This is a genomic window from Candidatus Melainabacteria bacterium, assembly GCA_003963305.1.
Lineage (GTDB): Bacteria > Cyanobacteriota > Vampirovibrionia > Obscuribacterales > Obscuribacteraceae > PALSA-1081.
In genome coordinates this window covers 36,371-60,339 of sequence record RXJR01000007.1, presented here as the reverse complement: position 1 = coordinate 60,339, position 23,969 = coordinate 36,371, and the positions used below count along the sequence as shown (strand labels likewise).

The following is a 23,969-nucleotide window of genomic DNA, read 5'->3' as shown; positions in this document are numbered from 1 at the left end:
CTCACACCGTGGGAAAAAGGCCAAAAAGGTAAGAAAGTGGCCTAAAGCGGGTCGGCTTTAGACCACTGTCTACTAAATGGGGGGAAGGTCAAATGCGAGGCGCTAGTACGGAAAAGAAATGAGGAACTGGTTTTGTCGAACCAGTTCCTCGAAGTTGACGCTTAAATCCCTGGTATTCGCATCACGCTGCGGACTTGAATTTGTCGGGACGATAGCCGATTTCGGCTGTTCCGGACACCACTTTCTGACCATGCTGATTGGTCACGATGGTGTCCAGCTCCATGACCCCGTTTTCAAAACGGGTGATGGTGGCAGTGGCGGTGATAGTGTCGCCGGCCCTGACGGGGAGGTGAAACTTCACCGTGTTCCCGCGAAAGATAGCACCGGGACCGGGAAGTTTCGTACCGATCACCGCAGAGACGAGACCGGCAACCAGCAATCCGTGCGCGATGCAACCTTTGAAGATGGTGCCAGCGGCATACTCCGGGTCGAGGTGAACCGGGTTGTCGTCGAGCGTGATCTTGGCGAAAGCACCGATATCTTCTTGAGTCACTGTTTTGGTTAACTGGGCGCTGTCACCCACCTTCCACACATTCATTTTCTCCTCCTGTGTGTCCAGTATTCTCACCGTCCTCGACTGTTCAGGCGATCGTCACCTCCTTGCAGAGGTAGACGTCCTGAATCGCGTGCAGCAGCGCCACGCCTTCGGGCATCGGCTTCTGGAACGCCTTGCGTCCGCAGATCATGCCCGAGCCGCCGGCGCGCTTGTTGATGACGGCCGTCATCACAGCTTCGGCGAGGTCGTTGTTGCCCGAGGCGCCGCCCGAGTTGATCAGCCCGCTGCGACCCATGTGGCAGGCAGCCACCTGCAGACGCGCCATGTCGATCGGGTGCTGGCTGAGCAGATCGCTTGCCACCTTCTTGTCGGTCTTGCCGAACTTCAGGGCTTCGAAGCCGCTCTCGTGCAGCTCGGGCAGCTTCTGCTTGATGATGTCGGCTTCGATGGTGACGCCGAGATGGTTGGCCTGGGCGGTCAGGTCGGCGGCGACGTGGTAGTCCTTGTCGCCCTTCTTGAAGTCGTTGTTGCGCAGGTAGCACCAGAGGATGGTGGCCATGCCCAGCTCGTGCGCACGCCGGAAGGCCTTCGCCACTTCGACGATCTGCCGCGACGACTCGGGCGAGCCGAAGTAGATCGTGGCGCCGACGGCGACTGCGCCCATCTCCCAGGCTTGCTCGACCTCGCCGAACATGATCTGGTCGAACTTGTTGGGGTAGGTGAGGAGCTCGTTGTGATTGAGCTTGACGATGAAGGGAATCTTGTGCGCGTACTTGCGGGCGACGGAGCTGAGGGCGCCGAAGGTGGAGACGACCGCATTGCAGCCGCCTTCGATGGCGAGCTTGACGATGTTCTCGGGGTCGAAGTAGATCGGATTGGCGGCGAAGGAAGCGCCGGCCGAGTGCTCGATACCCTGGTCGACGGGCAGGATGGAGAGGTAGCCGGTGCCGGCCAGGCGCCCGGTGTTGAAGAGCTGCTGCAGGCTGCGCACCACCTGTGGTGAGCGATTGGCGGCGGTGACGACCGTGTCCATGAAGTCCGGACCGGGCAGATGCAGCAGATCGCGGGAGATGGTCTTGCATTCGTGCCCGAGCAGGAAGTCGGCCTTGTCGCCCAGGGTCTGGCGGATTTTTTCGAGAGAGGTCATTCAGTTTCCTTTGAAAGTTGCGTTTCGAAAGCGCTTAGCGTCATTGCGTAGCGCTGAGATTGAATCTGTCAGGCAAGATAGAAGTGCGTTTTGTTGACGCGCTTCTATCTCGAAAACTAGCTGCCGGCGCAGCCTCAGGCGGTCAGTTGGCGAGCGAAGCTGCTTGCGAAGCTGGCTCGGGCTGCGGCCAGGGGCGCTGGCAGCTTGTCGCCGAGCTTGTTGAAGAACTCGGCTTGCTGGTCGAGCTCGGACAGCCAGAGCTGCGGATCGAGCCTGGTCAGCTCGCTGAACCGTTCCGGCGTGATCGAGGCAAGACCGTTCCAGTCGAGAGAGTCGTATTCGGGCATCCATCCGAGCACAGACTCGGTGGCGCCGGCGGTGCCGCTGCTGCGCTCGAAGATCCACTTCAGGACGCGCATGTTCTCGCCGTAGCCCGGCCAGATGAACTTGCCGTGCTCGTCGAGGCGGAACCAGTTGACGCTGAAGATGGCCGGCAGAGAGGTGACGCGGCCCTCCATGGCGAGCCAGTGCTTGAAGTAGTCGCCGATGTTGTAGCCGCAGAAGGGCAGCATCGCCATCGGATCGCGTCGCACCTGCCCGACCTTGCCCGCCGCTGCTGCGGTCGTCTCGGAGCCGAGCGTCGCCGCCATGTAGACGCCGCTTGTCCAGTCGCGCGCTTGCATGACCAGCGGCACGGTGCTGGGGCGACGGCCGCCGAAGAGGAAGGCGCTGATTGGCACGCCGGCGGGGGCGTTCCACTTGTCGTCGAGAGACGGGCAGTTGGTGGCCGCGACTGTGAACCGCGAGTTCGGATGAGCGGCAGGACGACCGCATCCCGGTGTCCAGTCGTTGCCCTGCCAGTCGACCAGGTGAGCGGGCGCATCGCTCAGGCCTTCCCACCAGACATCGCCGTCGTCGGTCAGCGCCACGTTCGTGAAGATGCAGTCGCGCTGCAGCATGGCGATGGCGTTGGGATTGGTCTTGGTGGAAGTGCCCGGGGCGACGCCGAAGTAGCCGGCTTCCGGGTTGATGGCGTAGAGCCGCCCATCAGCGCCCGGTTTGGCCCAGGCGATGTCGTCGCCGACTGTGGTCACCTTCCATCCGTTCAGACCGGCAGGAGGCACCAGCATGGCCAGGTTGGTCTTGCCGCAGGCACTCGGGAACGCTGCCGCGATGTACTTCTTCTCGCCCTGGGGCGACTCCAGACCGAGGATGAGCATGTGCTCGGCCAACCAGCCTTCTTCGCGTGCCATGCTCGAGGCGATGCGCAGCGCGAAGCACTTCTTGCCCAGAAGGGCGTTGCCGCCGTAGCCCGAGCCGAACGACCAGATCTCGCGGCTCTCCGGGAAGTGGCAGATGTACTTCGTCTTGTTGCAGGGCCAGGCGACGTCGGTTAAGCCTTCTGTGAGCGGCATGCCCACCGAGTGCAGGCACGGGATGAACGCGCCGTCTTCACCCAGCTGGTCGAGCACAGCCTCGCCGATGCGCGTCATGATGCGCATGCTCGCCACCACATACGGTGAATCGGTGACCTCGACGCCGATGTGGGCGATGTCGGAGCCGATCGGACCCATGCTGAAGGGAATCACGTACATCGTGCGTCCCTGCATGCAGCCGTCGAAGAGGGAAGAGAGAGTCGATCTGGCCTGGGCGGGATCCAGCCAGTTGTTGGTCGGTCCGGCATCGGCCTCGCTGCGCGAGCAGATGAAGGTGCGGTCTTCGACGCGGGCGACGTCGGATGCGTCGGAGCGAGCCAGGAAGCTGTTCGGGCGCAGTTCCGGATTGAGCCGCAGCAGTGTGCCGGACGCGACCATGGTGGCACAGAGCGAGTCGAATTCGGCTTGCGAACCGTCGCAGAGGTGAATGTGTTCGGGCTTGCACAGTGCGACCATGTCGTTCACCCAGGCGGAAAGCCGGGCATGAGACAGGGAGAGGGCGGGCTTGGAGGGGAGTTTGTTCGATGCTGAGGTCATGAGATGTCCTTCATAGGTTGACCTGCGTTGAGAACCTGAAGTGCCTGGTGCGGGGTTAGCGCAGCTGCGCCGCTTCAGGGGCTTTGGTGCGTCTCCGGCAATGTGTCAGCCTGTATGCCGTTTGGGGCATAAGGATGTGCGTTTGTTTTGTTAAAAGCACGATCAGTGCAGTGATGTAATCCTGGACGAAGAAAAAAGTAGACTTCAGAAACTTATCAAGAGAATTTCGCGCGCGTTGAAATGTACGGACTGTGTAGTTACTTAATCAACAGTCTTGAATGCGCCGCTTGATGACGTTTTTGACCCGTTACAAATGTCTTCTTCATCATTCCTTAGTGTGGCTGACAAGCATTTTTGGTTGTTGCAGCTCCGCCAGGGGCGTGTGCATTTTGCCAGACCAGTGTGAGCCTCTGTTAACGTCGACAACATTGCCAATGTTATTGCCTGCTGCGAATTTGACAATCTTTGGTTCAACGGATGCTAAAGCGTTTCATAGCGGCGCGAAATTTAGAGTAGATTCTCCTCCTTGACCCATCGTTAACCGCATTCATACTGGTACCATATATGGTATCGTCGCGCCGGCTGTTCCACTTTCCAGCTCTCGGTACTGCCTGACCTGGGTTTTCTGCTCACCTGTGACTTTTTAGTAACTTTTGGGCTCATGCTCGCGATAGAGATTGAAAGGTCTCATGACTTTTGTAGTTCTCGTGAATGCTCAATTCAGGCGGATTTCAGGTGGTAACGCATGTTTTTGAAAGAAGTTTTCAGGTAATTTTATTGATTCATTGTGCGCTAGTTCACTTTTTCGTGAGAGCGTTTTTGCTTCATCGAAAACATTTGGTTCGATTCCGTCCGGCGCCAACTGGGGCGGTTCTTCGCTTCTTTTCAAGAAATAATGGTGGCTTGCAATTTGCATCCCAAAATGCGCAGATTGGGGTGTCTACTTTTTCATTTTTGCATTTCCGGATAACCGCCAACTAGCGTTCGCTTCAGCCTCATTTTTGTACTTTTTCACTTCTCGCGCGAGGAGGCGAGAAGATTCATCGGTCGCAGGCAGTCATCTCTCACTGCGTGTCATCACATGTGGTGGCAGCGCCAGAGGACCAAAAGATGCTTTCTGATGATGAACTGAAGAAACTCAGGCAGGAGTGGCTTGAGTTGCAATCCCGGCTGGAGCGTTTCCGTCAACTCGAGAAAGAGTTGAGCTGGGATGAATTCGAGGTTCCATGGATGGAAGCCTGGAACAGATTTTTTCGTAGCCTGCCGCTGTAGGTCGGCTGCGTTTCCCATGGCTCCTTTCTGATAGGAGTTTTGCGATGAGTAAGAAGAATTTTGCGCAGGGTGAGATCGTCACCATTGGTCGGTCTGCGGAGTGTGAGTGCATCGTCGGTGACGACGCTAAGGTGAGCCGACTGCACCTGGCCCTGGTGGCTGTGGGTGGAAAGGTCAGCGTTCGTGACCTCAACAGCACCAACGGTACTTTCGTCAACGGCAGCCGCACGAGGCGTTGCGTTCTCCAGCCCGGCGACCGACTTACCATCGGCCTCGCGACCGAGATCGTCTGGTCGGTGAACGCCGAGACGTCCATGCTCGTGCTGAGCCTGAGTCATTCTTTGACCGACCAGCCCGAGGGGCAGAATCCGGCTGTTGGTCAGGATCACGGGCAGGTTCCGGACCCGGCTCTCGGTCAGGGTCAGGTCGATCAGGCTTTTGGTCAGGGTCAGGTCCCGGCGAAGGATGTGGGACCGGCTGACGATCAGGTGGCTCAGTAGGTCCTGTTCGGGATGAGGTCTACCTTCGGCGCCTGAGCCAGACAGCTAAATTTTCTGGCTCAGGTGCTGCGCTCCTTGTTCGCTCCGACTTCAGTCGGGGCTTGTCGCGTGCACCGGTAGTGGTGACTTGGCTGCCGGTGCTTTAAAAGAGGCGGATTGTCCGTCTCAGGAGGAATTTCATGACCGCAATCGGTACGTTCGTTAGCTTCGAGGATCTGTCGTTCGAGGAACAGCAACTTGTCGATGTGGCCGTGGGCGGTGCCGCAGCGTCGGCGCGGCATGGATTGTGCTTCAACTCAGATTTCCCGGTCGGCGCAGGCATTCTTGCCGCTAACGCGATGGGAGAGACCAGGGTCTTCGGCGGTAGCAACGTCGAGAACGACTGGTTCCCGCCCACTATCTGCGCCGAGCGGACTACTGGCACGCAGGCGGCCTTCCAAGGCTACAAGCAATTTCGCATCGTCTCGGTGTTCTGCCGCAAGGTTCCCGGCGGTTCACCTTGTGGGCTTTGCAGGCAGCTCCTGGTTCAGTTCGGACGCGACGCCATCCTGCTCAACATCGTCGACCATGATCGCAACGTGCGCAAGGCGCTCGTCGGCGACCTCCTGCCCGGCGCTTCTGTGGCGCGCATCGCTTTCGCCGATCTGAGCGGCGATGAAAAGAATCTCGTCAGGCGCGTGAACGGGCTGAAGAAGCGCGCTCACGTTCCCTACTCGAAGCGTCCGCGCGCAGCGCTCTTCATCTGTGAGAACGAGAAGGGCGTCAGACGTGTCTTCTCAGGTGTCTCTGACGACAATGCCTCTTACGGCGGCTCAGCGCTGGCCGAAACAGTGGCGATGCGCAGCGCCCGCACCGCTGGTTTCGCTCGCAAGGTGAGGCTGGTCGTCACTGTCGACGACCCGACCAGCGTCAACCCGGTAGAAGGCGAGTGTCTGCAGGTGCTGCGCGAGTTCGGCGCCGACGCACCGATCTTGCTGGTCGGACCGGATCGCTCGGTCGTTCACACCAGCCTCGTAGAGCTCCTGCCCGATTCCTTCGGACCGGAAGCTCTTTGAGCGGATGGCGATCTGAGTACATAGCGATCTGAGTGCACAGACATCTGAGTACACAGCGAAAAAACAACGACATCGGCGGAGCTGGCTCCTGCCACCTCCGCCGATGCTCTGAACAAAAGGAAAGCGGCAGCCTCCCGCCATTTTCCTTTGCCTGGAGATACTATTTTATATAGCATATTGGGGCTTTTGAAAGAGCAGGTGGTCATCCCGCCTGCTCTTCCAAGAGTTAAACAACAATCGTCCCACTGAATCTCACTTTCGGGTTCGGAAATCTCAGTGTTGGCCGATCATCTTGAACGGGTCAAGCAGGCTTTCCAGTTCCGGCTGCGTCAGGCTGGTACGCCGCAATGCCACAGCCAGAATCGATTCACCGGTTTGCGAAGCCTCGTGGGCAATGCTTGCAGCGGTATCGTATCCGATGGCGGGCACGAGAGCTGTCGCGAGCATCAGTCCGTTGCGAACGCACTCGGGACCCTTGCTTGTAGCTTCGATATCCTCCAGGCAGCGTTCCCTGAAGTTATCGATGCTGCGCGCCAGAAGTCCGATTGATTGCAGCAAATTGTAGGCGGCAACCGGCTGCATCACGTTGAGTTCGAACGAGCCCGACTGTCCTGCGAAGGTGATGGTGGCATCATTGCCGATCACCTGAGCAGCTGCTTGCAGAATCGATTCAGCGATAACGGGATTGACCTTGCCTGGCATAATCGAGCTGCCGGGCTGCACTTCGGGCAGAGCGATCTCACCCAATCCGGCGCGAGGACCGCTGCCCAGCCAACGAACGTCATTGGCAATCTTGATCAGGCTGACTGCAATGGTCTTGAGAATGCCGCTGGCCTCGACCACTTCATCCATGGTGCTTTGCGCCTGGAAGTGGTTGTCGGTTTCACGGATTCTGAATCCCAGCATTTTGGAGAGCTTGAGGCAGACCAGAGCAGCGAATTCGGGGTGAGTGTTGATACCGGTACCAACCGCGGTGCCGCCCAGTGCCACTTCAGAAAGCCGTTCGCAGGCGTGCTCGACGCGGCTGATGGCACGTTCGACCTGACCGGCATAGCCCATGAATTCCTGACCGAGCGTGATCGGTGTGGCGTCTTGCAAGTGGGTGCGGCCGGTCTTGATCACGGGCATGAATTCGTTTGCTTTGCGCACCAGGCAGTCGTGGAGCAGTCGCAGAGCCGGCAGTAGCTGTGTGTGGATGTCGATCAGGGCGGCAATGTGAGTTGCCGTCGGAATCACGTCATTGGATGATTGTCCGTGATTGACGTGGTCGTTCGGGTGAATGAGCTGGCGGTCGGCTCTTTTGCCGCCCAGAATTTCGCGCGCACGAGTGGCGATTACCTCGTTGGCGTTCATGTTCGTGGACGTTCCGGAACCGGTTTGGAAGATGTCGACGACGAAGTGTTCGTCGAATCTTCCGTTTGCCACTTCGCGAGCGGCCTTGCGAATCGCGCTCGCCTGACTGGCGTCGAGAGCGCCATGGCGCTTGTTGACGTCGGCCGCGCAGAGTTTGATCAGAGCAAGGGCGCGAATGAACGATCGCGAAAAACGCAGATCGCTGATAGGAAAGTTGAGAACTGCGCGTTGTGTGCTGGCGCCGTAGTATGCGTCCGCAGGTACCCGCATCGTTCCCATAGAGTCTCGTTCGAGACGAGTTTTGATTCTTCCGGGCATGATAAATACCTCTCTACAGTTGAGTGTCTACTCAAGCGAAATCGGATTTGATGCCGTAGCGTGCGCAGTGGATTTCTGCGTACACTCGAACAATCGACCGGCGACCGATGTGGTGGCAGCTTGAATGGCAGTGGGGCTTGAAGTGAAAAGGCTGGTTGGCTTGAGGCGATAAATGTAAAGACGCGATGAACCTAACCTGTATGAGATTCGAACTTCAATCTCAAGAGCAAAAGTAATCATAAAGATTTCGGCGCTGAGTGGATAATAGGTAAGCTAGCCCCGCCAGCTCGCGCACCCGCTAAGGCAAAGGTTGCTTTTGTATGACTAAAACATATCGGCTGAAAGCAATGGTTTTCGTGCGCATGCTTTCGGAAGTGACTCTGTTCGTGATTTTTATGGCATTGCCTGTAGTGCTGATGACTCTTGGCAAGTTTATGCAATTGTCAATACCAGGGCGGGCCGTTTTCATCACGCTGGCAGTGCTGGGTCTATGCTTGCTGCCCTTTTACGGCTTTATTACCTGGCAGGTTCGCACGGATGCAAGTGGTATCACCTGCGTATCTCTTTTCAAGAGGCAGTTTTGCGAATGGGGTGTAGTGCGTGGTCTATCGCGCCGCTCCAGTTGGAACTGGCTTAGATACGTGATCGAAACGCGTGATGGTGAAATATCTTTTCCAGTTATGCTCAAGGACTGCGACGATCTTGTCGATACTATTCGACAGTGTTTACCGGCCGGTGGACCGGCTTCGCGGGGCACTAATAAGCTGTTTGAGCACGACAAAGTAGCGGCGTTCTGGCAGCTTGGTCAGGTCGTTTACGGCTTTGTTTTCATTGCTATCATCTGGACTTTTTTTGCTACTTTGCACGTCAAAACAACTTCCGACTGGTGGCTGTTGTTGAGTTTTAGTGTGGTTGCAACAATTGTCCTTTTGTGGCGCACTGTAGTCATTGCTTTGATGCCGCTCAAGGTGGAAGTTACAGCTGAAAAGTTGTTACTCAAGAATTTGTTTTTTGAGCGTGGTTATCTGTGGGGTGATCTTCGCGCGGTCAAACCATCGTCGCCATTTTTGCCCGAGGGATTCACCATCAATACCAGGAAAATGTCATATCTGGTTGGTTCCAATATGAATGCTGCTGACGAGTTGCAGGAAATTCTAGTGGCAAAGATACCTGCAGAGCAGAAGATTGAAAATCGAAAAGCCCAGCACTAAATCTGGTGCTTATGCCGGTTGGATCATTTTTCCATTCATTTCAAAAAACTTGGCAATCATGCGCCTGTGCCACTCGAAGGCGATGTTGGACGGTAGTTCATCTTGCTTGAACGCTCCTACATCGCTGGCATCGTCACCAGCAACCATTTCGCCTGTTGCAGATTCGGCTGCGTAAAAAAGAATGATGACGTTGATACCCCGCCCCGGCGCAGTGGCCTTGAGCAATTTCTGGTTGTGAATGTTGAGCCCGGTCTCCTCAAAAACTTCGCGAGCGGCAGACTCATCAGGATCTTCGTGCCCCTCGATGAAGCCGCCGGGCAGGCACCAGTCGCCTACGTAAGGTTCGAACTTGCGCTTAACGAGGACGATTCCGCCATTCATGGGAACCAGAGTAGCTGTCACCGGTTTGGGATTATCCCAGTGGACGAACTCACATGAGATGCAGACAACGCGATCACGACCACCAATCTCGGTGATCTTCACGGTGCTCGAACACAGCGGACAGCAAATCAATGGGTCGGTTCCAGCGCTCGGTGATATCACGGATTGTAACAACCAAATCGGGGTGGTGTGGTGACGAAAAATTGCCTACTCCTATTGAATCAGATGTGAGGGAAAACTTCTCCCCCTCTGAACCGGCTTAAAATGCCGTTCTTCGCCGTTTTTCCTTGCGGGGCTTATCTTTAGCAAAATATTTCGAATTCAAATTTGCAAATAAATCTCTGATAACTGGCCGATATTGGGTTTACTTATTTCAAGACGCTGTTAAGATGTCCGCAGCTACTCTGGGATTTATAGTGCTTCTATGACAACGTCGTAAAGCGCGAACTAGAAAGAAGAATCTACTTAGTATTTAGTACGCTTCGCTCTGCCCACCCAGTCCGCCGTAAACCCTCGCAAAAGAGGCTAGTAGGAGTCTGTCCATGAATTCGGGATCCTTTGGTAATCGCTCTGTGCGACAGCCCAAACAATCTTCAAACGCAAATCAACCGGCACTTTCAATCAGACCTAGAACTAAAGTCGGAGCCCAGCTCGAGCCCGGTAGTCCGAATCAATGCACTAACGGCATTTGTCAATTATCTTGGAAACCAAGCCAACTCGATTCTAAATTGCCCGACAACCCAGGAGCTTAGTCGATTTGCTCAATTACACGCACCGCACGTGATACCGATCCGGTCACGTGCTTATTTGCATGTGAATTTTTAGCATTTGACGGATTGTCAAGGTTTTCGGCGGTTTCCTCAGGCGAACTTTCAGACCCGGTGACTGGATCAGTCAGTGTTCTGAGCCGGTTCTGCTTGTTTTGGAATTGATTTACCACGGCTTAAATTGAGCAATGCCACTGACCCGTATATTGCGATAGCGATGAAGCCCAGTGCTTGCATGCCCGTCAGCATTGAAAAATATTCCAGGCAGACGCCAATCAGGCCGCCTGTGATGTTAAAAGCCAGTGCCGTACTGGGGCTTTTTGTGTCTTTGAACAACAGGGCAAACATGACTGAGGCAAATACCATCGGTGAAAGAAAGATCACTGTGCCCAGGGTCTGACCGCTGAGTGAACCAAGCTCGGCGAGGTTGGAAAGAGAGCAGAAAGTTGTTCCAAGCAAGGTAAGAATGAGCATTGTGGCGATGGCATAAAGGTGTTTGCCCGACAGCTTTGTCGCCACAAAATTTGCGATCAGTATAACTACCATGACGCCCGAAATGACTGTACTGTTGACAATCCAGGTCGAGCCGAAGAGCAGTGAGAGTGCCGACATGGCGCGCACTTCGAGGAGCATGAAACCCATACCCATGAGAAACATCTGCCAGTTGAGAATTTCCTTTCGACCTTCCTTCATCTGTGGTATCACCAGCGCGAAACCAAATGCCAGAACGACGAAAATCGGAATCATGTAGACAGTTGGAATCTCGTGCTTAGGTAAAAACAGAAACGGCCAGTCGTCAGTCGAAATGGGCGTATCGACGTTGAGGTCGACGTTGCGCGGTGGCAGTCCCTGAACGTTCGGTGTGTGCCCAACAATGCCTGGTCCGGAAATGAGAGTACCGACGTCGACGTTTCCGTTGTTGACGCAGAATCCCAGTGGTGTCATTCCTGTAGCTGCGGCCAGGGCTTTGGCGTGTTTTTGCCATAGCCAATCAGCCATAGATAAAAACGTAATTACGATCACGCCGTCTTTTTTCAGGCAATGAGCTGCGTCAGTCAGCGACTCGCGGGTGAACAGGTAGTTGTCCATGCGCAGTGACGACAGTGATGAAAAAGCGGCGTGGCTGTCTACGTAAGCAAACAAAATCAGATCGTATTTCTTCTTCGTGGTGCGCAAAAAGGTGCGCGCATCCATGACGTAGAGCTTGACCTTCTCATTGTCGTATGGTTTCTCCGGATGTAGTGTCCGTCCGATTTTGACAATGCCCGGGTCGATTTCTACTCCGTCGACACTTTTCACTCCGCAACGCAAGGCGGCAGCCGGATCGGTGCCGTTTGCGGCGCCCAAAATCAAGACATCTTCTGGTGTTTTGTCAAAGATGTGATAGGGTCGCTCGAAGGAAAGGCGCATTGTTTCTGCCACCACCGGTGGCATCTTAGCCAGATTCTCGGGAGTGCAGTCGAGAATTTGCTGAAAATTGTCGTAATTGATATAGACTGTATAGCCGAAATAGAGATTTTTCTTTCCAACCGCCTTTTCATCGGCTTTCTCGCGTGTTAAATCGATTCTGTAATAAGGTGACCAGATCGTTTCGACGTAGGAGTCGCCATAGTAGGCGCGGGAAATAAATGGTGCGAGCCAGAAAATATAGAGTGCACCTAGCAATATAAGTGCGTAGTTTGCAGGTTGTTTGGGAAACATCGAAAGCAGCCCGACGCCCATGACAATCAGCCAGATGCCGGGCGAGCAGTTAAACCAGCAGAGCACTGAAAAAATCACCGTGCCCAGCAGGGCTCCAAAAACGTTCCATGAATACGCTTCCAGCGGTTTTAGTTTTTCGAAGAGTTGCCCGGTTTTTTGACCGAAGCCGACGAACACCAGTGTGGCCAGAACAAATGTGCCAAACATGATTAGAAGCGACTTGAGTGTGTTGAACAAGTCCAGGCTGGTTGAGGCAACGCTGGTTTTGCCTACTCCGAAGAGCATAAACTTGAACGGGTCGACAAAAGTCAAAAATGTGAAATGAAGAGCCAGAGCAAAGATCAAAATTCCGGATAAAAACAGCAGGCAAATGCCTGACGTTTTCATCCAGTCCTTTTGCCTGTGGGTCCACAGAAAGCCGAGTCCCAATCCCAGAAATGCTGCCATTAAGGGCAGGTTTTTGAAGTAGGCAAAAATTCGAATTTCAGTTGCCAACCAGCGAATGATCATCAGTTCGCAGAAGAGGCTGAGAAAGCTTACCAGAACCAGATCTCGTCTGATTTTTCCGATAGAGGGTTGGGACATGAAGCAGTGGTTCCCGTTGAAAATAAGTGGTGTCGGCAAGACGATCATACATGGGCAGCTTTCATTGGTGGAAAACATCTCTTAATAACTATATGCATGAGTAGGTGTGGAAAAAGAAAACAGCCTGGGGTCTCGCGACCCCAAGCTGCCTTCCGGATAGCAACTCAAAGACTGTCAGTCAGCTGGCTTGTGGCGAGCTGGTTAGCAGTCAAATTGAGTCACAGCCCAGCCGCCAACGCCTTACCGGCGTTCAGCAGCTTACTTGCGCCCGAACATGCTGTTCCATGCGTCGTTGGCCATCTTCCAGGCTCCGACGAACAGGGCAGCGATGCCAAGCCAGACCGGCTTGAGCCAGCCGAAGAAGAACTTGACGTAGGGCGCCAGGAAGTCCCGCACCGCCTTGAAGACGCTGAAGAACGTCTCCCAGCACCACTTGTGGGCTCCCTCCAGAACAGGCAGCAGCCAGCTGGTGAAGAGCGGGTCGGCGATGTAACGCACGCCGATGAAGAACAGCGGGTAGGCGAGGCAGTAGGTCACCGCCGCGACGACGATACCGAAAGGCACGGCAAAGCCGTAACCCAGCGGCTGTGCTCCGAGGACGATGCTGCCGAGAGCGACAGCAACGATGAGAGCCGTGACCGCGCCGACCAGTTCGAGCCCGGCCTTGACGAGGTACTGCCCGCCGGCGATGTAAGTGATCGCCGTGCCAGCCGCCGTGGCGGTGATGGCGAGCCACGGGTGAGCGACCGAGAAGCCTGCCAGCAGGAAGTGCAGACCGAAGCCGGCCGCGACCGTGACGAGCAGGTTGGTGATGTGAAGCACCAGCTTGTCGTAGGGGCGATCGTCGTTGTAGGCGAAGCGATAGACCTTCTCGCAGCGGTCGACGAGCTTGTCGAAACGCTTCCACACCTTGTCGTGTCCGGCGTGGAGAGCATTTCCCAGACCGCTCGTGAGAATCGTGACCACGGGCAGGTTGCTCGCCCAGCGATAGCAGGCGTAGAGCAGCGGGAAAATCAGGAAGAAGACGGGCAACGCCGCCAGCACTCCCGCGATGACCGCGCCCCAGTTGCCGTAGATGAGCTCGGCATTGTGCCAGCCGAATCCGGCAGCGGTGCCTGTGGCAGCAGCCAGCAGCGCGCCGATGACGAAGTTGCCGCCGTCCCAGTCGAGCACCTTACCGGCCAGCGTGTAAGTCAACGCGGCAACGAGAGCCACCGCGCCGACCGTAGCAGCCAGTGGCAGTGCGATGGCGCTGCACAGCCAGGCCGCGCCCCAGCCAGCTGCGGCTGTGACGACGAGGTTGGTGCCCTGCTGGAACAGGTGCCGTGAACCGTTCTCCTTCTCGTCGTAGACCGATTCGACGAGCGGCTTCAGGGTGTTGCGCACCCAGGCGAGCAGCCGGTCGCTGAGCAGCAGCACTGCCCAGGGGAAGACGTAGGCCGCGAAGAGAATGCTGCCGACAGTCGTGCCGATCACCGTGGTGAGCAGGCTCAGACCGAGGTGCGAGGCGACGAATGGTGCACCACCTGCGATGGCGGCGATGCTGAGTGCGATGCCCACGGCCGGTGTCTTGCCGTAATAGAACCACTTGCAAGCCACGTCGGCGAGCAGGGCGAAGACGAGCACACCAACCACGGCGCCCGCACCAGTGGCGATACCAGTCAGAACCGGGGTGCCGGCGCCGAATGCTGCCACCCAATGCTGAGCGAGCCAGCCTGCGTAACCGCTGGCGGCCACGGCGCTGGGGAAGGTGAGCACCTCGAGAACCTTCTGGAAGAAAGACTTCTTCCGGTCGGAAGCGAGCAGTTTCGACCAGCCGGAGTCTGCGCCAGGCAGCACGCGGGTGAAGTCGACGATACCCGAAGCGATGCCCTCGAAGTTCTTGCGGGCGAAGTTGTTGATCGCCTTCCAGAGCTTCTCGAACGTCTTCACGATCGGGCGCAGGAGGATCATCCAGAGAACCGGCGTGACGTAGCCGGCAGCAACCAGGAAGCTCAAGAAGCCTCCGACACCGGACGCGAGCATGCCGTAGCCGAAGCTGTGCACCAGGTTGAAGCCGGAGGCGGCGCCGTAGATGGAGCCGATCAGCCCGAACAGACTGAAGCCGACGTAGTCGAGCGAGTCGTTGTAGACCCGCTTGTACAGCCACTTGGCACCCTCGTAGGGGCCAATGAAAACGATTGCCAGGAAGATCATGACGATCTTGCCGAGCAGCCATCCGATACCGCGAAGGATATTCATATTTTTTCCTCTCTCAATTTCCGCGGCAGTGCAGGAAGGTCTCGTCCCACGAAAGACGATGCCGACTTGCACAACACGCGGAAACTGATTGTTGAAGACGACCTGTTTTAAGGCAGGTCAGTGGGAGCGAACGATGGCAGCGGCTCGTCGTTCGCTTAGTCCTCGATGGCAGGCACAGTCTCACCTACAGGCCGGAAGACCTGATGACGTATCGTGATAGTCATGATTTTTAGAAGGTGTTGAACTGTTCCAGATATCGAGATTGGAGATTAAAGTGACTCTTTAACTTAAAGCTCCGATCGGCTGGGATTCAATCGATGTAAAGCAGAAACCTTACTCATCTTCGCTATCTCGGTTTGGCAGTTTGGTAATTTGTCCACTTTTCGGGGGAATTGGCCGGTTCTATGCCAGTCAGATCTCGCGCTAGCTATCGGTTATGCCTTGTTAATCAGGAACTCAGCTGCTCGGACACTTTCGTAAAGCGATATCGCTTTGCCGAGGGCCGGTTTTGAAGCGATATCGCTTTACCGAGGACTGTTTTCTAAAGCGATATCGCTTTGCTCTGCGGTGATGATCCTGGGAAATTCATGAAACGCACACCAATTCAGCTTCTCGGGCGAGGATTAATGTCCAGCGTCATTGTATGCGGTTTGCGGATTGTTGTTGTTGGGCTGTCTATCTCTCAAGTCGGCATAGTTGAGCCCGGTTGTCGCTCCGAACGACTCATTTCTCCAATCGGTCAGAGACATAGCCCCGATTGCTGTCCAGCTTGCGCCTTTGGGTTGCGGTGTGATGTCGACAATGCGGCCGTCTATGCGCCCGAGATTGGCCGGATCTGCTATGGGAGCGCCGTCAGCACCCAGTTGAATCTGGTGCGAAAGCATTCCTGTTTCAAGCTTGGCTTTACCGCTCAGGTAGTCCACCATCAAACGCGGCTGGCTCAGTCCAAGTCCTCGTTTTACGACTCCGCTTTCATCGACGAATTTTGGTGTGTTGACCCCTGCTTCAGTGCCGAACATCGAATGTAAGCCATTAACACGTGCGTGCTTCAAGGCATCACCGGTCAGATCAGGCGTTATGCCAAGCATGTCGTCATAGATTCCAGATTTAGCCCATTTGTCGATCGGGTGGAAAAGGGTTCCTATCTGATAGCTTTCGTTGCCGTCCAGTTTCTGCCAGGTTCCCGGTTGTTCTCCAGTACCAGGCTTCCAGATTTCGATGTTTTTGATGCGGCTGCCGGCACTGGCGAGCTGCCCGTTTTCAGCCTTAATTGGCGGTTGCGTTAAGTCTATCTGATAGCGCATTCCGCTTGTCTGAACGAAATTGCCCGAGTAATCAGGACGTTCTTCCGAGGCGGCTTTGAACAGATTGCCGGCGAAGCTCTTGATGCGGCCAAGAGCACCGCTGCCTGCCGCTTCTGGCGCCGGCATGTCTTGTACGCCAAACTCCAGGGCGCGCCGAATTGCTTCACCATTCATGGTGGCAACAGTTAGTTCTGAAGAATTCTCGCCGTTACAGAACAAATTGGCAAAATGCCAGCCGGATAGGTCTGTGTCTCCGGGAATGGTTTTGCGAATATCTCCTGAGTGCTTCAAGAAAGCATTGAGGCGCACGTCTGAGCCATTGCTGGCCAGGTGATCGTTAATGCCTGCATGCAGCCCGTCTGAGACAAGGGTGCCCAGGGTGGTTTGCTTGGCTCGTACCGACTCCACTGAAAATTCTCCAGCGGTCGAAACATTGCCATAACCTTCAGCCCCACGGAGCCCGGTAACTCTGGCGTAAAATGGCTGTTCCTGCAGAAATTCAACGATTGCTGGTTTTTCAGCCACTTTTTCTGTAAGCGGAATCAAGCGCCCGCTGCTCATGTATTTGTCGACTTCGCCTGAATTTGGTTTGAAGGCCAGCTCTAGCTGCCCGAGCCACTTCATATCGTTACCGGCTTGTACGACTGGAACATTCCAACCGTTGTTGGCTTTCACCCAGTGCGGCACCGGCTGTGCGTCGTGAGAGTGAGCACCGATTATCGCGCTCAGTCCTTCAACTTCCTTGGCCAGTTGAACATCTTGACCGCGACCGAGGTGGGAGACGAGAATTACTTTCTGAACGTCAGCGTTGGCTGGGTCGGCTTTGAGAGTCTCGATGGCTTTACGTGCCGAGTCTATGTACCGTTCGGTCAGCGTTGTTGTTTCTCTCGACATGCCTGGATTGACTTGCAGTCCCATCGGATCGATCTCTTCTGTGACCAGACCGATGTAGCCGACGCGTTCGGGTCCGTTTGGTCCAGTTATCGTTCGAACCAGATATGGTTTTACGATTGAATTGGGACCAGTGCCGACAATGTCACCCTGCAATAAAGCTGGGTCGAGATTAGCATCGGAGAAGACTTTGGAGTACTTAGCCAGTTCGGCTTTGTCAAACGCTACGTTAGAGACGACTGTATTGGCTTCGCCTGTCTCATTCTGGAGCAGTTTTGCATTACGCAGCCATTCGGTGATACTGGCGGCTTTATCTACAGCATGGTTGCCCATAGTGCGAGCCGTCGGATGCATAGCTTTTTCAAGCGTCATGTTCTCGACGAGACCGTTGTGGGTTGATGCATCAATTTCGGTGCCGCCGAATTCATCGCCTGCATTGACAAAGTGTGTGGTTATACCTTTCTTCTCTGCTTCCGCTGAGATTCTGTCTGCTTCTGTAGCCATTCTCGCCCAGGGGTGACCGCCCTTGTCGTTGACGAGTGAGCTGTGAACATCGTTGACGTGCCCAATGTTCAGGCGCGTTGGCTCGACTTCGCTGGGCATGAATTTGGCGCGAGCGTATCCGATTACATCGGCGCGGTTAGCTATGGTTGTGAACGCTCCGCTCAGTACGCCTCCGGTCAGACCACCTACGGTCGTTTCGATAGCAACATCTTTAAGAATGCCTGTAACTGCGCTGGCGTCGCCCTTCTGGATTTCGCCCCAGTGGTTGGAGACGCTATGGGGCAGGCTGTACGCAAAGGTGCCGGCGCCACCGCCAACGATGCCACGCATAATGCTTGCTTTGTACTTGTAGCTCAAATCGCTTTCGAACATTCTGAAGCCGGCTTCGCGCAACTTGGCTGCATCTTCGACCTGCCCGAGAGCTTTCAGTCCGACGCGCTCAGCATACGCTTTGCTCGCGCCTGTTTCGGCGATGGCACCGATACTTCCCGATAGACCGTTGGCGGCGCCCCAGGCCAGGTCCTTCCATGATGTGTCTCGTTCGCTCTTATCACAAAGAATTTCCTGCAAACCAGCCTTGACGCCATAGTTTGTCAGGCTGCCTGCTGCCGCCGAGCCCGCCAGGGCAACGAAGCGACCGTAAGAGGTATGGCTGAGAAGTGAATAAGTGACGGCACCGGCTACGCCGCTCGTCAGTGTACCGGCTACGTCGCTGACAATGTGACCGAGGCTGTTTTGCTTCTCTTGTGGCGCGGCCTGGGCTGGCGTGCCTAGTAATTTGTGCGTGGCTTCGAAAAGTTTCGCGGAAGCGTCTTGATCCGTCGGCTGTGCCGTGGTCTGTGAGACTGAGTCGCTGGTTTGTGGAGGAGCCATTCTGGAGAAGCCCTGCTATAGAATCGTCCGCGTTGCCCGTGAGCAGCGAGGGTTTTAAACGTCTCCTTAACTTCCCGAGTGAAGTTCATTTTTGAGAGACACCATCAATAAACTCTTTTTTCTGCCTCCTGACAATGTGGAAAACCGCAAGCCCATCTATGACAAAGTTCGACGAAGCAAATTGCCAGTCGGGTCCGTTGGCCTCAGTTCTGCTCGAAAAGGTCGATTGTATTTGCGATTACAGACTTCGCATCGGCTACGACTTCGTTTGTGACATTGGGGCGTGATAAAAAATCGAACCAGGCTGAAAGGTCTACCAGACGAATTAATCTTCGCCAGTCGTTCGGCAAGTTGCCGCCATGTTCTGTATAGGATTCTGCCACTGTTTCGGCAAAGTTTTGCATTGTGCCAAGTGGCGGGCGCAGCAAATTGCCGAAATCAAAGAGCGGCGTGCCGCTCAGGGCGAACTCCCAATCCAGCACGGCCGCTACTTCCCATCCTTTGCCAACGTCGTGCACGAGAATATTCGAGCCGCCGAAGTCTGAATGTACTAAGCATGGTTCGCTTTTCCACTGATCGAGAAGAGGCCCGAAGTGTTGCACGAAACCCAATATTTTCTCTGTGAAATCTTCGCTGAGATGGCTGTTACCGCGTTTTTCGATTAAGCACTCGCGGGCAAACGCGATCATCCCTGCTGAACCGATCTCTATCGGTTCGCAGATCTTTAATTTGTTGTCCAGCATTCCTGTGGCGGAAAATTTGTAGTCGTGAATCGATTGCAGAACTTTGCCGAGCGATTTCGCCAGTTGAAGCAGTTCACCAGGTGAAAGTTTGGCTGCCACAAGTTCTAACCGGGGCGCGTCGAACCACTGCATGATCGCGTAAGGCTGACCGTTGACGGGATTATCGACAGAGAAGTGAAAACAGTCTGGAGTAGGCACTGTTTTGTGCACGGCGCTGTTTATGCGAAACTCTTTCTCGGCCTGACTGGCGTCTCTTGTCCAAATGCGCAAGAGGACCGGTGCCTTTTGTTCGTGCATAAGCACGCGGATGTTTGTATTGGAGAGCCCGCCTGATGCCAGTTGGCTGTGGAGAACGCGAGCATTTGGAAAGACTGGATGCAAAAGCGTTTGCATCTCGCTTTCGCTGAGGGTTAGTTCTTGATCTGCTCGTGTCCAGTTTTCGCGCACATCACAATTCCCGGTAGGTGGGCTTGCCTTTGTTAAAGAGCAACTGGCGCGCAAAATCAAGGTCTAAAATTGCGCCAGTTGCAGTTCTCTCGGCTTCAGCGAGATTGCATTCACGCAAATGTTCCATTGACTGTTCGTAAAACCTCAACACGGCATCAAGCCTCTTGGTCGCGTGAACATCGTTTTCGCTGCGATTTTGAATCAAACGCTGTAGTTTCAAAATTCTTGTTTTGAATTCGTTGACGCGCTGAGCGATGAGATCGTGTTCTTCCCCGGCAGCATCGTCGGCAGTTTTCTCTTTGGCGTTGCTGCTGTGAAATAGCTTCTCGGAAAGCGCTACTTGCATAGTCATCGTTGTCGTCAGCTTATCGACCAGCTCGATTTCGTCGTCAACGAACGCCTGAACTGCAGCATAAAAATTCTCCACCGCATTATCTAAATGTTTGGTGATGCGTAGTGAGACCGGACGTTCAGATTCGATCAGGCTTTCTTTGAGGTTGCAGATGCAGTCGACAGCTTCTTTGATTTTTTTCGACTCTTTCTTCGTGAATTTAGGAATGTTTTTCAGGTCGACAATCGACTGGCGATTGTCGAGCTCAATCTGGCGTTCCAGCAAATAGAGCATGAGCAGACCGCCTTCGCAGGTTCGCTGCGACATCTCGGGCTGACCGGTGCGGATCATGTCGACGGCGTCATTGAACATGGTCACGACCCCAACTAAATTCATACGGATCGCTTCGCTAACCACGCAATTGCTGTATTCAACCGCCATTTTTGTCCGAGCGATAGCGCCAGAGAGCATGAGTGCACTGTGCTCGGGTGTGTTCTCTTCAAAGTTGGGCAGAAATTTTTTTTCTTGGGCCACGCTTAACTGTTGCTTGACCAGGTCCAGTCTGAACAAGCCAAATTCTGTGCGGCGCTTACATTCTTCTATGTCATCTTTGTACTCAGTCAGAGCCGATTGATATTCTTCTTCTGCCTTCAAAAGGTGTTTTTGCAGCAGGCTTTTGACGGCCTCGTCTTTGTTTTGCGAGATGTTGCTCAGTTCGCTGATTGTAGACATGAGCTGCTCGATTTTTGCTTTCGCGTTTCGCCGTTCCAGCCAGTTAGAAAATTGCTCGGGAAGCTGGAAAGGCATTTATGTTGACGTCCCACGGTTGGCGGTAATCTCGGCGCGCACTCGTTGCAATTCTTGTTCGAGAAAGGCGAAATGCTGTTTGGCTCTGTCTTGCCACGGCACACTGATGTCGCCTAACTCGAGGTAGTCGCTCTCCCCGAGCAGGTGCTCGATCGCTTCAGCATCGATGATTTGCCGACCGAAGTCAGTGTGCAGCCAGGCAATGCCGGCTAGCTCGAAAGCCCGTTGATACTCGTCTTCAAATAGTTTTTCGAAAGCGGCATCGAGTTCTTCGCGGGCGTTTCTTATGCAGTCGGCTACGACAGCACTTTTACGGTAGGTTGTTTCTTCATAGTCGGCGCTCAATTTTGACAGGGCTAACTCAACTGTTGCCAGCCTGTTTTTGACTAGATTTTTAGAAAAGCTTTGTTTGGCCAAGATCTGAAATTCGTTGCTTGAACCTACCGATCATCAGCTTAGCACTGGGTTTTACCTAGAGGAAGTTCGTTCACTACAAAAACTAATAATGGTTGACTAAAGCGATATCGCTTCAGGAAAAAGATGAATTCATGGCAAAACGATATCGCTTTAGGAAAAAGATGAATCGGTGGTAAAGCGATATCGCTCTACCCAATCTGCCAGTTTTTCGGCGCTGGATTAAAAATTTGAGGTTTCCAATAGAATTAATATCAGAAAGTCGGGGGATTCGGGGTACAAATAGAGTGTACGCATTTAGTAAGGTAATCCAATGAGTCATATCGCAAACTTCTTGAACCTGCTCATGCAGCGTCTGTTCCCTGCCAAAATGTCGCCTGTGCCGATCGAAGTGCGCAATAACAGATATCGACGCTAAGCCCCGGCCCCATGCCTAATTCGCAAGTTTATCTCGTTCTGAGCGAAACAAACGAGATGTTCGCTATTACGTGTCCAGCAACAATTGGTTCAGACAGAAAAAGCGACGTCGTTCTCGAGCATCCTTATCCTGAGCCCATTCAGGTCTCGATTACTGAGGCTGACGGAAAGTATCAGGCCAAGATCGAGCAGGGATCGTTCAAGGCTAAGTCTAAAATCGGCATTTTTCCTATTACCGTCTGGACAACCATAAACGGAAAGCCGCTCAAATCAGACATGCCTCTGGAGGAAGGGGACTGTCTGAAGATTGGTGAGAACATTTACTGGTTCACGCTCAATGCGCACGACCCACCCGTATAGCCGGGGGAACATTTGCACCTTCAGATCGTTGCTGCCGGGCGAGAATAGAACGGGCTTGAAAGTAAACTTTTTCCGCTTCGAAGTTGCGTTCGGTTTTGGCCAGCAGTCGAGCGTAATCTCTGAGTGTGTCAGCCAATTCCACGTGATCGTGTCCGAAGTGTAGCTCTTTCAAGGTCAAGGCCCGCGTCAGAAGCGGCTCAGCATCTTTGTGGAAGCCCTGGTCGAAATAAATCATGGCGAGCATATTCAGGCAGTTGGCCAGCAAAGCACCGTTATACGGACGACTCTGTTCGAGCAGAGCGATCGCCCTTTGCACTGATCTTTCTGCATTGTCGAATTTGCGCTGGCTGATTTGTACTTCGGCAAGATTCTTCAGATCTACAGCCAGGCTCGGGTGCAGGCGACCACCTGTACGTTCTTTCAAGGACAAGACTCGCTCATAAAGCCACTCTGCTTCCAATAAATTGGTGGCTGCAACGTGTCGGGTCGCTAAGTTCTTGTATGCTTTCACAAGCTCACCATATACGGTGCAGAGCGCTTGTGGCGGTTTTGGTTCTCCGGTTGAACGCAAAGAGCGTACCAGGCGCCGCGTCCGCATATCGAGAGCGTTCCAGCTTGTTTGATCTGCCTCGCCGAATGTTGAATCGAGCTTTGTTGAGGATGAACCCGCATCGACTGCGCTGAAGAATTTGTTGACCGCGCTGTGATTACCGCCGGCCAGCGTCGAATCGGCAGTGCCCTGGGATGTGATTTTGGGCAACTGCAGCACCCCGAGCTGCACTAATGCCTCCGAAATCGAGGTGTTATGTGCTTCTATGTGTTTCAGGCATTTTGCTGCTTCGTCCGTGCGAATGAATTTGTTTTCCACCATTTGTTGCAGGTTGAGAGCACACTCCAGCAGAAATGGGCTGATGAAGCCAAATCCAACCAGGAGCTGACCAATTTTTTCGTTTGCATGGAGACCCACTTCAAGAACGTTAATTACGTCAGTGCGGCTGAGAATCCTTGCCCTCACCAATAACTCACCCAGTCGAACTGTTTTCTGACCCTGCGCTTGCATGTCCTGCTCGTTCAGTTGGTCTGGTCCAGCCGCTATCAATGCCAGCGCTTGCTCTCGTGTGAGCATCTGATCTCGCACGCGCATTTGTATCTCAAGCAAGTTGACCAGCGTGTCTTCACTGATCAGGTTGTTTGTCACTAAAATCCGCCCGAGCGGCAGCCCGGTCGAGAGGCTCTTATCGATCGCCGTCTTGCACTGTTCCGCAGTTAGCAGACCGGAGTCCACAATCAGCTCCCCGAGCCGATTTGTCGGTATGCTCTCAGGCGCAGCACCGACTGCGCTCAGGGCTTCATTGAAGGTCAAGCCCTCACTGCAGGCTTTTTCCAGCGCTTTGCCAGCTGCCTCTCTGTCTACGGACCTGTCGCGAATCGCTGATTGAGCCTCGATGCCCGCCTTGAGATCGCTCGATTTAAGATAACCAGAGAGGACGAGTATTTGACCGAAGTGCAAATTCTTATTGCCGGCAGTTCTGACTGCATCATTAACCTGCTTGGCTGTAACAATGCCTGTTTTGGCCAGAAGGTCTCCCAACCTTATGTCTGTCAGATATTTATTCATGGGCAATGAAGCTGAGGCGCGGGAACAGCGGGTCACCGGTTGCTAAGCTTATAACGCGGCGATCTGTTAAGGGTCGAAATGTGCCTCTTTTAATTATCTTTTCTGCTCTCCGCTTGCCATCCTGCCTGAATATGACAACGAGTTGGCGATTTAACGATGTTGCGTTAAGAGTCCCGGCAGATGAGTGCAGGGATATAGAT

At 54.3% G+C, this 23,969-nt stretch carries 18 protein-coding genes; 4 read left to right on the top strand and 14 right to left on the bottom strand.

Features of this window, described 5'->3' with window-relative positions:
- Positions 1-181: 181 nt before the first annotated feature.
- The 4 genes from EKK48_09100 to EKK48_09085 all read right to left on the bottom strand — a co-directional run bounded on the left by EKK48_09100 (position 182) and on the right by EKK48_09085 (position 4,592).
- Positions 182-598, bottom strand: coding sequence for a MaoC family dehydratase (locus tag EKK48_09100; protein RTL43437.1), 417 nt, complete (start codon positions 596-598; stop codon positions 182-184).
- Positions 599-641: 43 nt separating this feature from the next.
- Positions 642-1,703, bottom strand: coding sequence for a class I fructose-bisphosphate aldolase (locus EKK48_09095; protein ID RTL43436.1), 1,062 nt, complete (start codon positions 1,701-1,703; stop codon positions 642-644).
- Between the two features lie 134 nt (positions 1,704-1,837).
- Complete coding sequence (locus tag EKK48_09090; protein RTL43435.1) at positions 1,838-3,676, bottom strand: phosphoenolpyruvate carboxykinase (GTP); 1,839 nt, start codon at positions 3,674-3,676, stop codon at positions 1,838-1,840.
- A 715-nt stretch (positions 3,677-4,391) separates the two neighbouring features.
- Entirely contained in the window at positions 4,392-4,592 is a 201-nt protein-coding gene (locus EKK48_09085) for a hypothetical protein (protein ID RTL43434.1), read from the bottom strand.
- A gap of 400 nt (positions 4,593-4,992) precedes the next feature.
- Between EKK48_09085 and EKK48_09080 the strand changes: the two genes are divergently transcribed.
- Both EKK48_09080 and EKK48_09075 read left to right on the top strand, forming a co-directional pair.
- Positions 4,993-5,448 (top strand): FHA domain-containing protein, encoded by a 456-nt coding sequence (locus EKK48_09080; protein RTL43433.1) that lies wholly within the window; start codon positions 4,993-4,995, stop codon positions 5,446-5,448.
- A gap of 179 nt (positions 5,449-5,627) precedes the next feature.
- On the top strand, positions 5,628-6,503 hold the full coding sequence (locus EKK48_09075; GenBank protein ID RTL43432.1) for a hypothetical protein: 876 nt from the start codon (positions 5,628-5,630) through the stop codon (positions 6,501-6,503).
- Positions 6,504-6,776: 273 nt separating this feature from the next.
- Here EKK48_09075 and EKK48_09070 read toward each other — a convergent pair whose 3' ends face one another.
- Positions 6,777-8,174, bottom strand: coding sequence for a class II fumarate hydratase (locus tag EKK48_09070; protein RTL43431.1), 1,398 nt, complete (start codon positions 8,172-8,174; stop codon positions 6,777-6,779).
- 27 nt (positions 8,175-8,201) lie between these two features.
- Positions 8,202-8,414, bottom strand: coding sequence for a hypothetical protein (locus EKK48_09065; protein ID RTL43430.1), 213 nt, complete (start codon positions 8,412-8,414; stop codon positions 8,202-8,204).
- Positions 8,415-8,494: 80 nt separating this feature from the next.
- Between EKK48_09065 and EKK48_09060 the strand changes: the two genes are divergently transcribed.
- Positions 8,495-9,385 (top strand): PH domain-containing protein, encoded by an 891-nt coding sequence (locus EKK48_09060; GenBank protein RTL43429.1) that lies wholly within the window; start codon positions 8,495-8,497, stop codon positions 9,383-9,385.
- Positions 9,386-9,394: 9 nt separating this feature from the next.
- Here the strand turns inward: EKK48_09060 and EKK48_09055 are convergent, their stop codons facing one another.
- From EKK48_09055 to EKK48_09025, 7 genes are all read right to left on the bottom strand, one after another.
- Positions 9,395-9,868: an NUDIX hydrolase gene (locus EKK48_09055; GenBank protein ID RTL43428.1), complete on the bottom strand. Its 474-nt coding sequence runs from the start codon at positions 9,866-9,868 to the stop codon at positions 9,395-9,397.
- 788 nt (positions 9,869-10,656) lie between these two features.
- Positions 10,657-12,897 (bottom strand): hypothetical protein, encoded by a 2,241-nt coding sequence (locus EKK48_09050; GenBank protein ID RTL43427.1) that lies wholly within the window; start codon positions 12,895-12,897, stop codon positions 10,657-10,659.
- Positions 12,898-13,077: 180 nt separating this feature from the next.
- On the bottom strand, positions 13,078-15,060 hold the full coding sequence (locus EKK48_09045; GenBank protein RTL43426.1) for a hypothetical protein: 1,983 nt from the start codon (positions 15,058-15,060) through the stop codon (positions 13,078-13,080).
- Between the two features lie 623 nt (positions 15,061-15,683).
- Entirely contained in the window at positions 15,684-18,632 is a 2,949-nt protein-coding gene (locus EKK48_09040; protein ID RTL43425.1) for a hypothetical protein, read from the bottom strand.
- A 203-nt stretch (positions 18,633-18,835) separates the two neighbouring features.
- Positions 18,836-19,822 (bottom strand): hypothetical protein, encoded by a 987-nt coding sequence (locus EKK48_09035; GenBank protein ID RTL43424.1) that lies wholly within the window; start codon positions 19,820-19,822, stop codon positions 18,836-18,838.
- A gap of 1 nt (position 19,823) precedes the next feature.
- Positions 19,824-20,960: a hypothetical protein gene (locus EKK48_09030; protein RTL43423.1), complete on the bottom strand. Its 1,137-nt coding sequence runs from the start codon at positions 20,958-20,960 to the stop codon at positions 19,824-19,826.
- Positions 20,961-21,377, bottom strand: a complete 417-nt coding sequence (locus tag EKK48_09025; GenBank protein RTL43422.1) for a hypothetical protein — start codon at positions 21,375-21,377, stop codon at positions 20,961-20,963.
- Between the two features lie 426 nt (positions 21,378-21,803).
- Here EKK48_09025 and EKK48_09020 point away from each other — a divergent pair, with 426 nt between their 5' ends.
- A complete protein-coding gene (locus EKK48_09020; GenBank protein ID RTL43421.1) occupies positions 21,804-22,151 on the top strand; it encodes a hypothetical protein in 348 nt (115 codons plus the stop codon).
- On the opposite strand, the gene EKK48_09015 is transcribed toward EKK48_09020, so the two are convergent.
- On the bottom strand, positions 22,126-23,769 hold the full coding sequence (locus tag EKK48_09015) for a tetratricopeptide repeat protein (GenBank protein ID RTL43420.1): 1,644 nt from the start codon (positions 23,767-23,769) through the stop codon (positions 22,126-22,128). The genes EKK48_09020 and EKK48_09015 overlap by 26 nt on opposite strands.
- Positions 23,770-23,969 lie beyond the last annotated feature (200 nt).

Excerpts from the sequence above, each read along its gene's own strand:
- EKK48_09095 (RTL43436.1), bottom strand. The coding sequence starts at position 1,703 with ATGACCTCTCTCGAAAAAATCCGCCAGACCCTGGGCGACAAGGCCGAC.
- EKK48_09070 (RTL43431.1), bottom strand. The coding sequence starts at position 8,174 with ATGCCCGGAAGAATCAAAACTCGTCTCGAACGAGACTCTATGGGAACG.
- EKK48_09060 (RTL43429.1), top strand. The coding sequence starts at position 8,495 with ATGACTAAAACATATCGGCTGAAAGCAATGGTTTTCGTGCGCATGCTT.
- EKK48_09100 (RTL43437.1), bottom strand. The coding sequence starts at position 598 with ATGAATGTGTGGAAGGTGGGTGACAGCGCCCAGTTAACCAAAACAGTG.
- EKK48_09065 (RTL43430.1), bottom strand. The coding sequence starts at position 8,414 with ATGATTACTTTTGCTCTTGAGATTGAAGTTCGAATCTCATACAGGTTA.
- EKK48_09085 (RTL43434.1), bottom strand. The coding sequence starts at position 4,592 with ATGCAAATTGCAAGCCACCATTATTTCTTGAAAAGAAGCGAAGAACCG.
- EKK48_09080 (RTL43433.1), top strand. The coding sequence starts at position 4,993 with ATGAGTAAGAAGAATTTTGCGCAGGGTGAGATCGTCACCATTGGTCGG.
- EKK48_09075 (RTL43432.1), top strand. The coding sequence starts at position 5,628 with ATGACCGCAATCGGTACGTTCGTTAGCTTCGAGGATCTGTCGTTCGAG.
- EKK48_09050 (RTL43427.1), bottom strand. The coding sequence starts at position 12,897 with ATGTTTTCCACCAATGAAAGCTGCCCATGTATGATCGTCTTGCCGACA.
- EKK48_09015 (RTL43420.1), bottom strand. The coding sequence starts at position 23,769 with ATGAATAAATATCTGACAGACATAAGGTTGGGAGACCTTCTGGCCAAA.
- EKK48_09090 (RTL43435.1), bottom strand. The coding sequence starts at position 3,676 with ATGACCTCAGCATCGAACAAACTCCCCTCCAAGCCCGCCCTCTCCCTG.
- EKK48_09020 (RTL43421.1), top strand. The coding sequence starts at position 21,804 with ATGCCTAATTCGCAAGTTTATCTCGTTCTGAGCGAAACAAACGAGATG.
- EKK48_09045 (RTL43426.1), bottom strand. The coding sequence starts at position 15,060 with ATGAATATCCTTCGCGGTATCGGATGGCTGCTCGGCAAGATCGTCATG.
- EKK48_09040 (RTL43425.1), bottom strand. The coding sequence starts at position 18,632 with ATGGCTCCTCCACAAACCAGCGACTCAGTCTCACAGACCACGGCACAG.
- EKK48_09030 (RTL43423.1), bottom strand. The coding sequence starts at position 20,960 with ATGCCTTTCCAGCTTCCCGAGCAATTTTCTAACTGGCTGGAACGGCGA.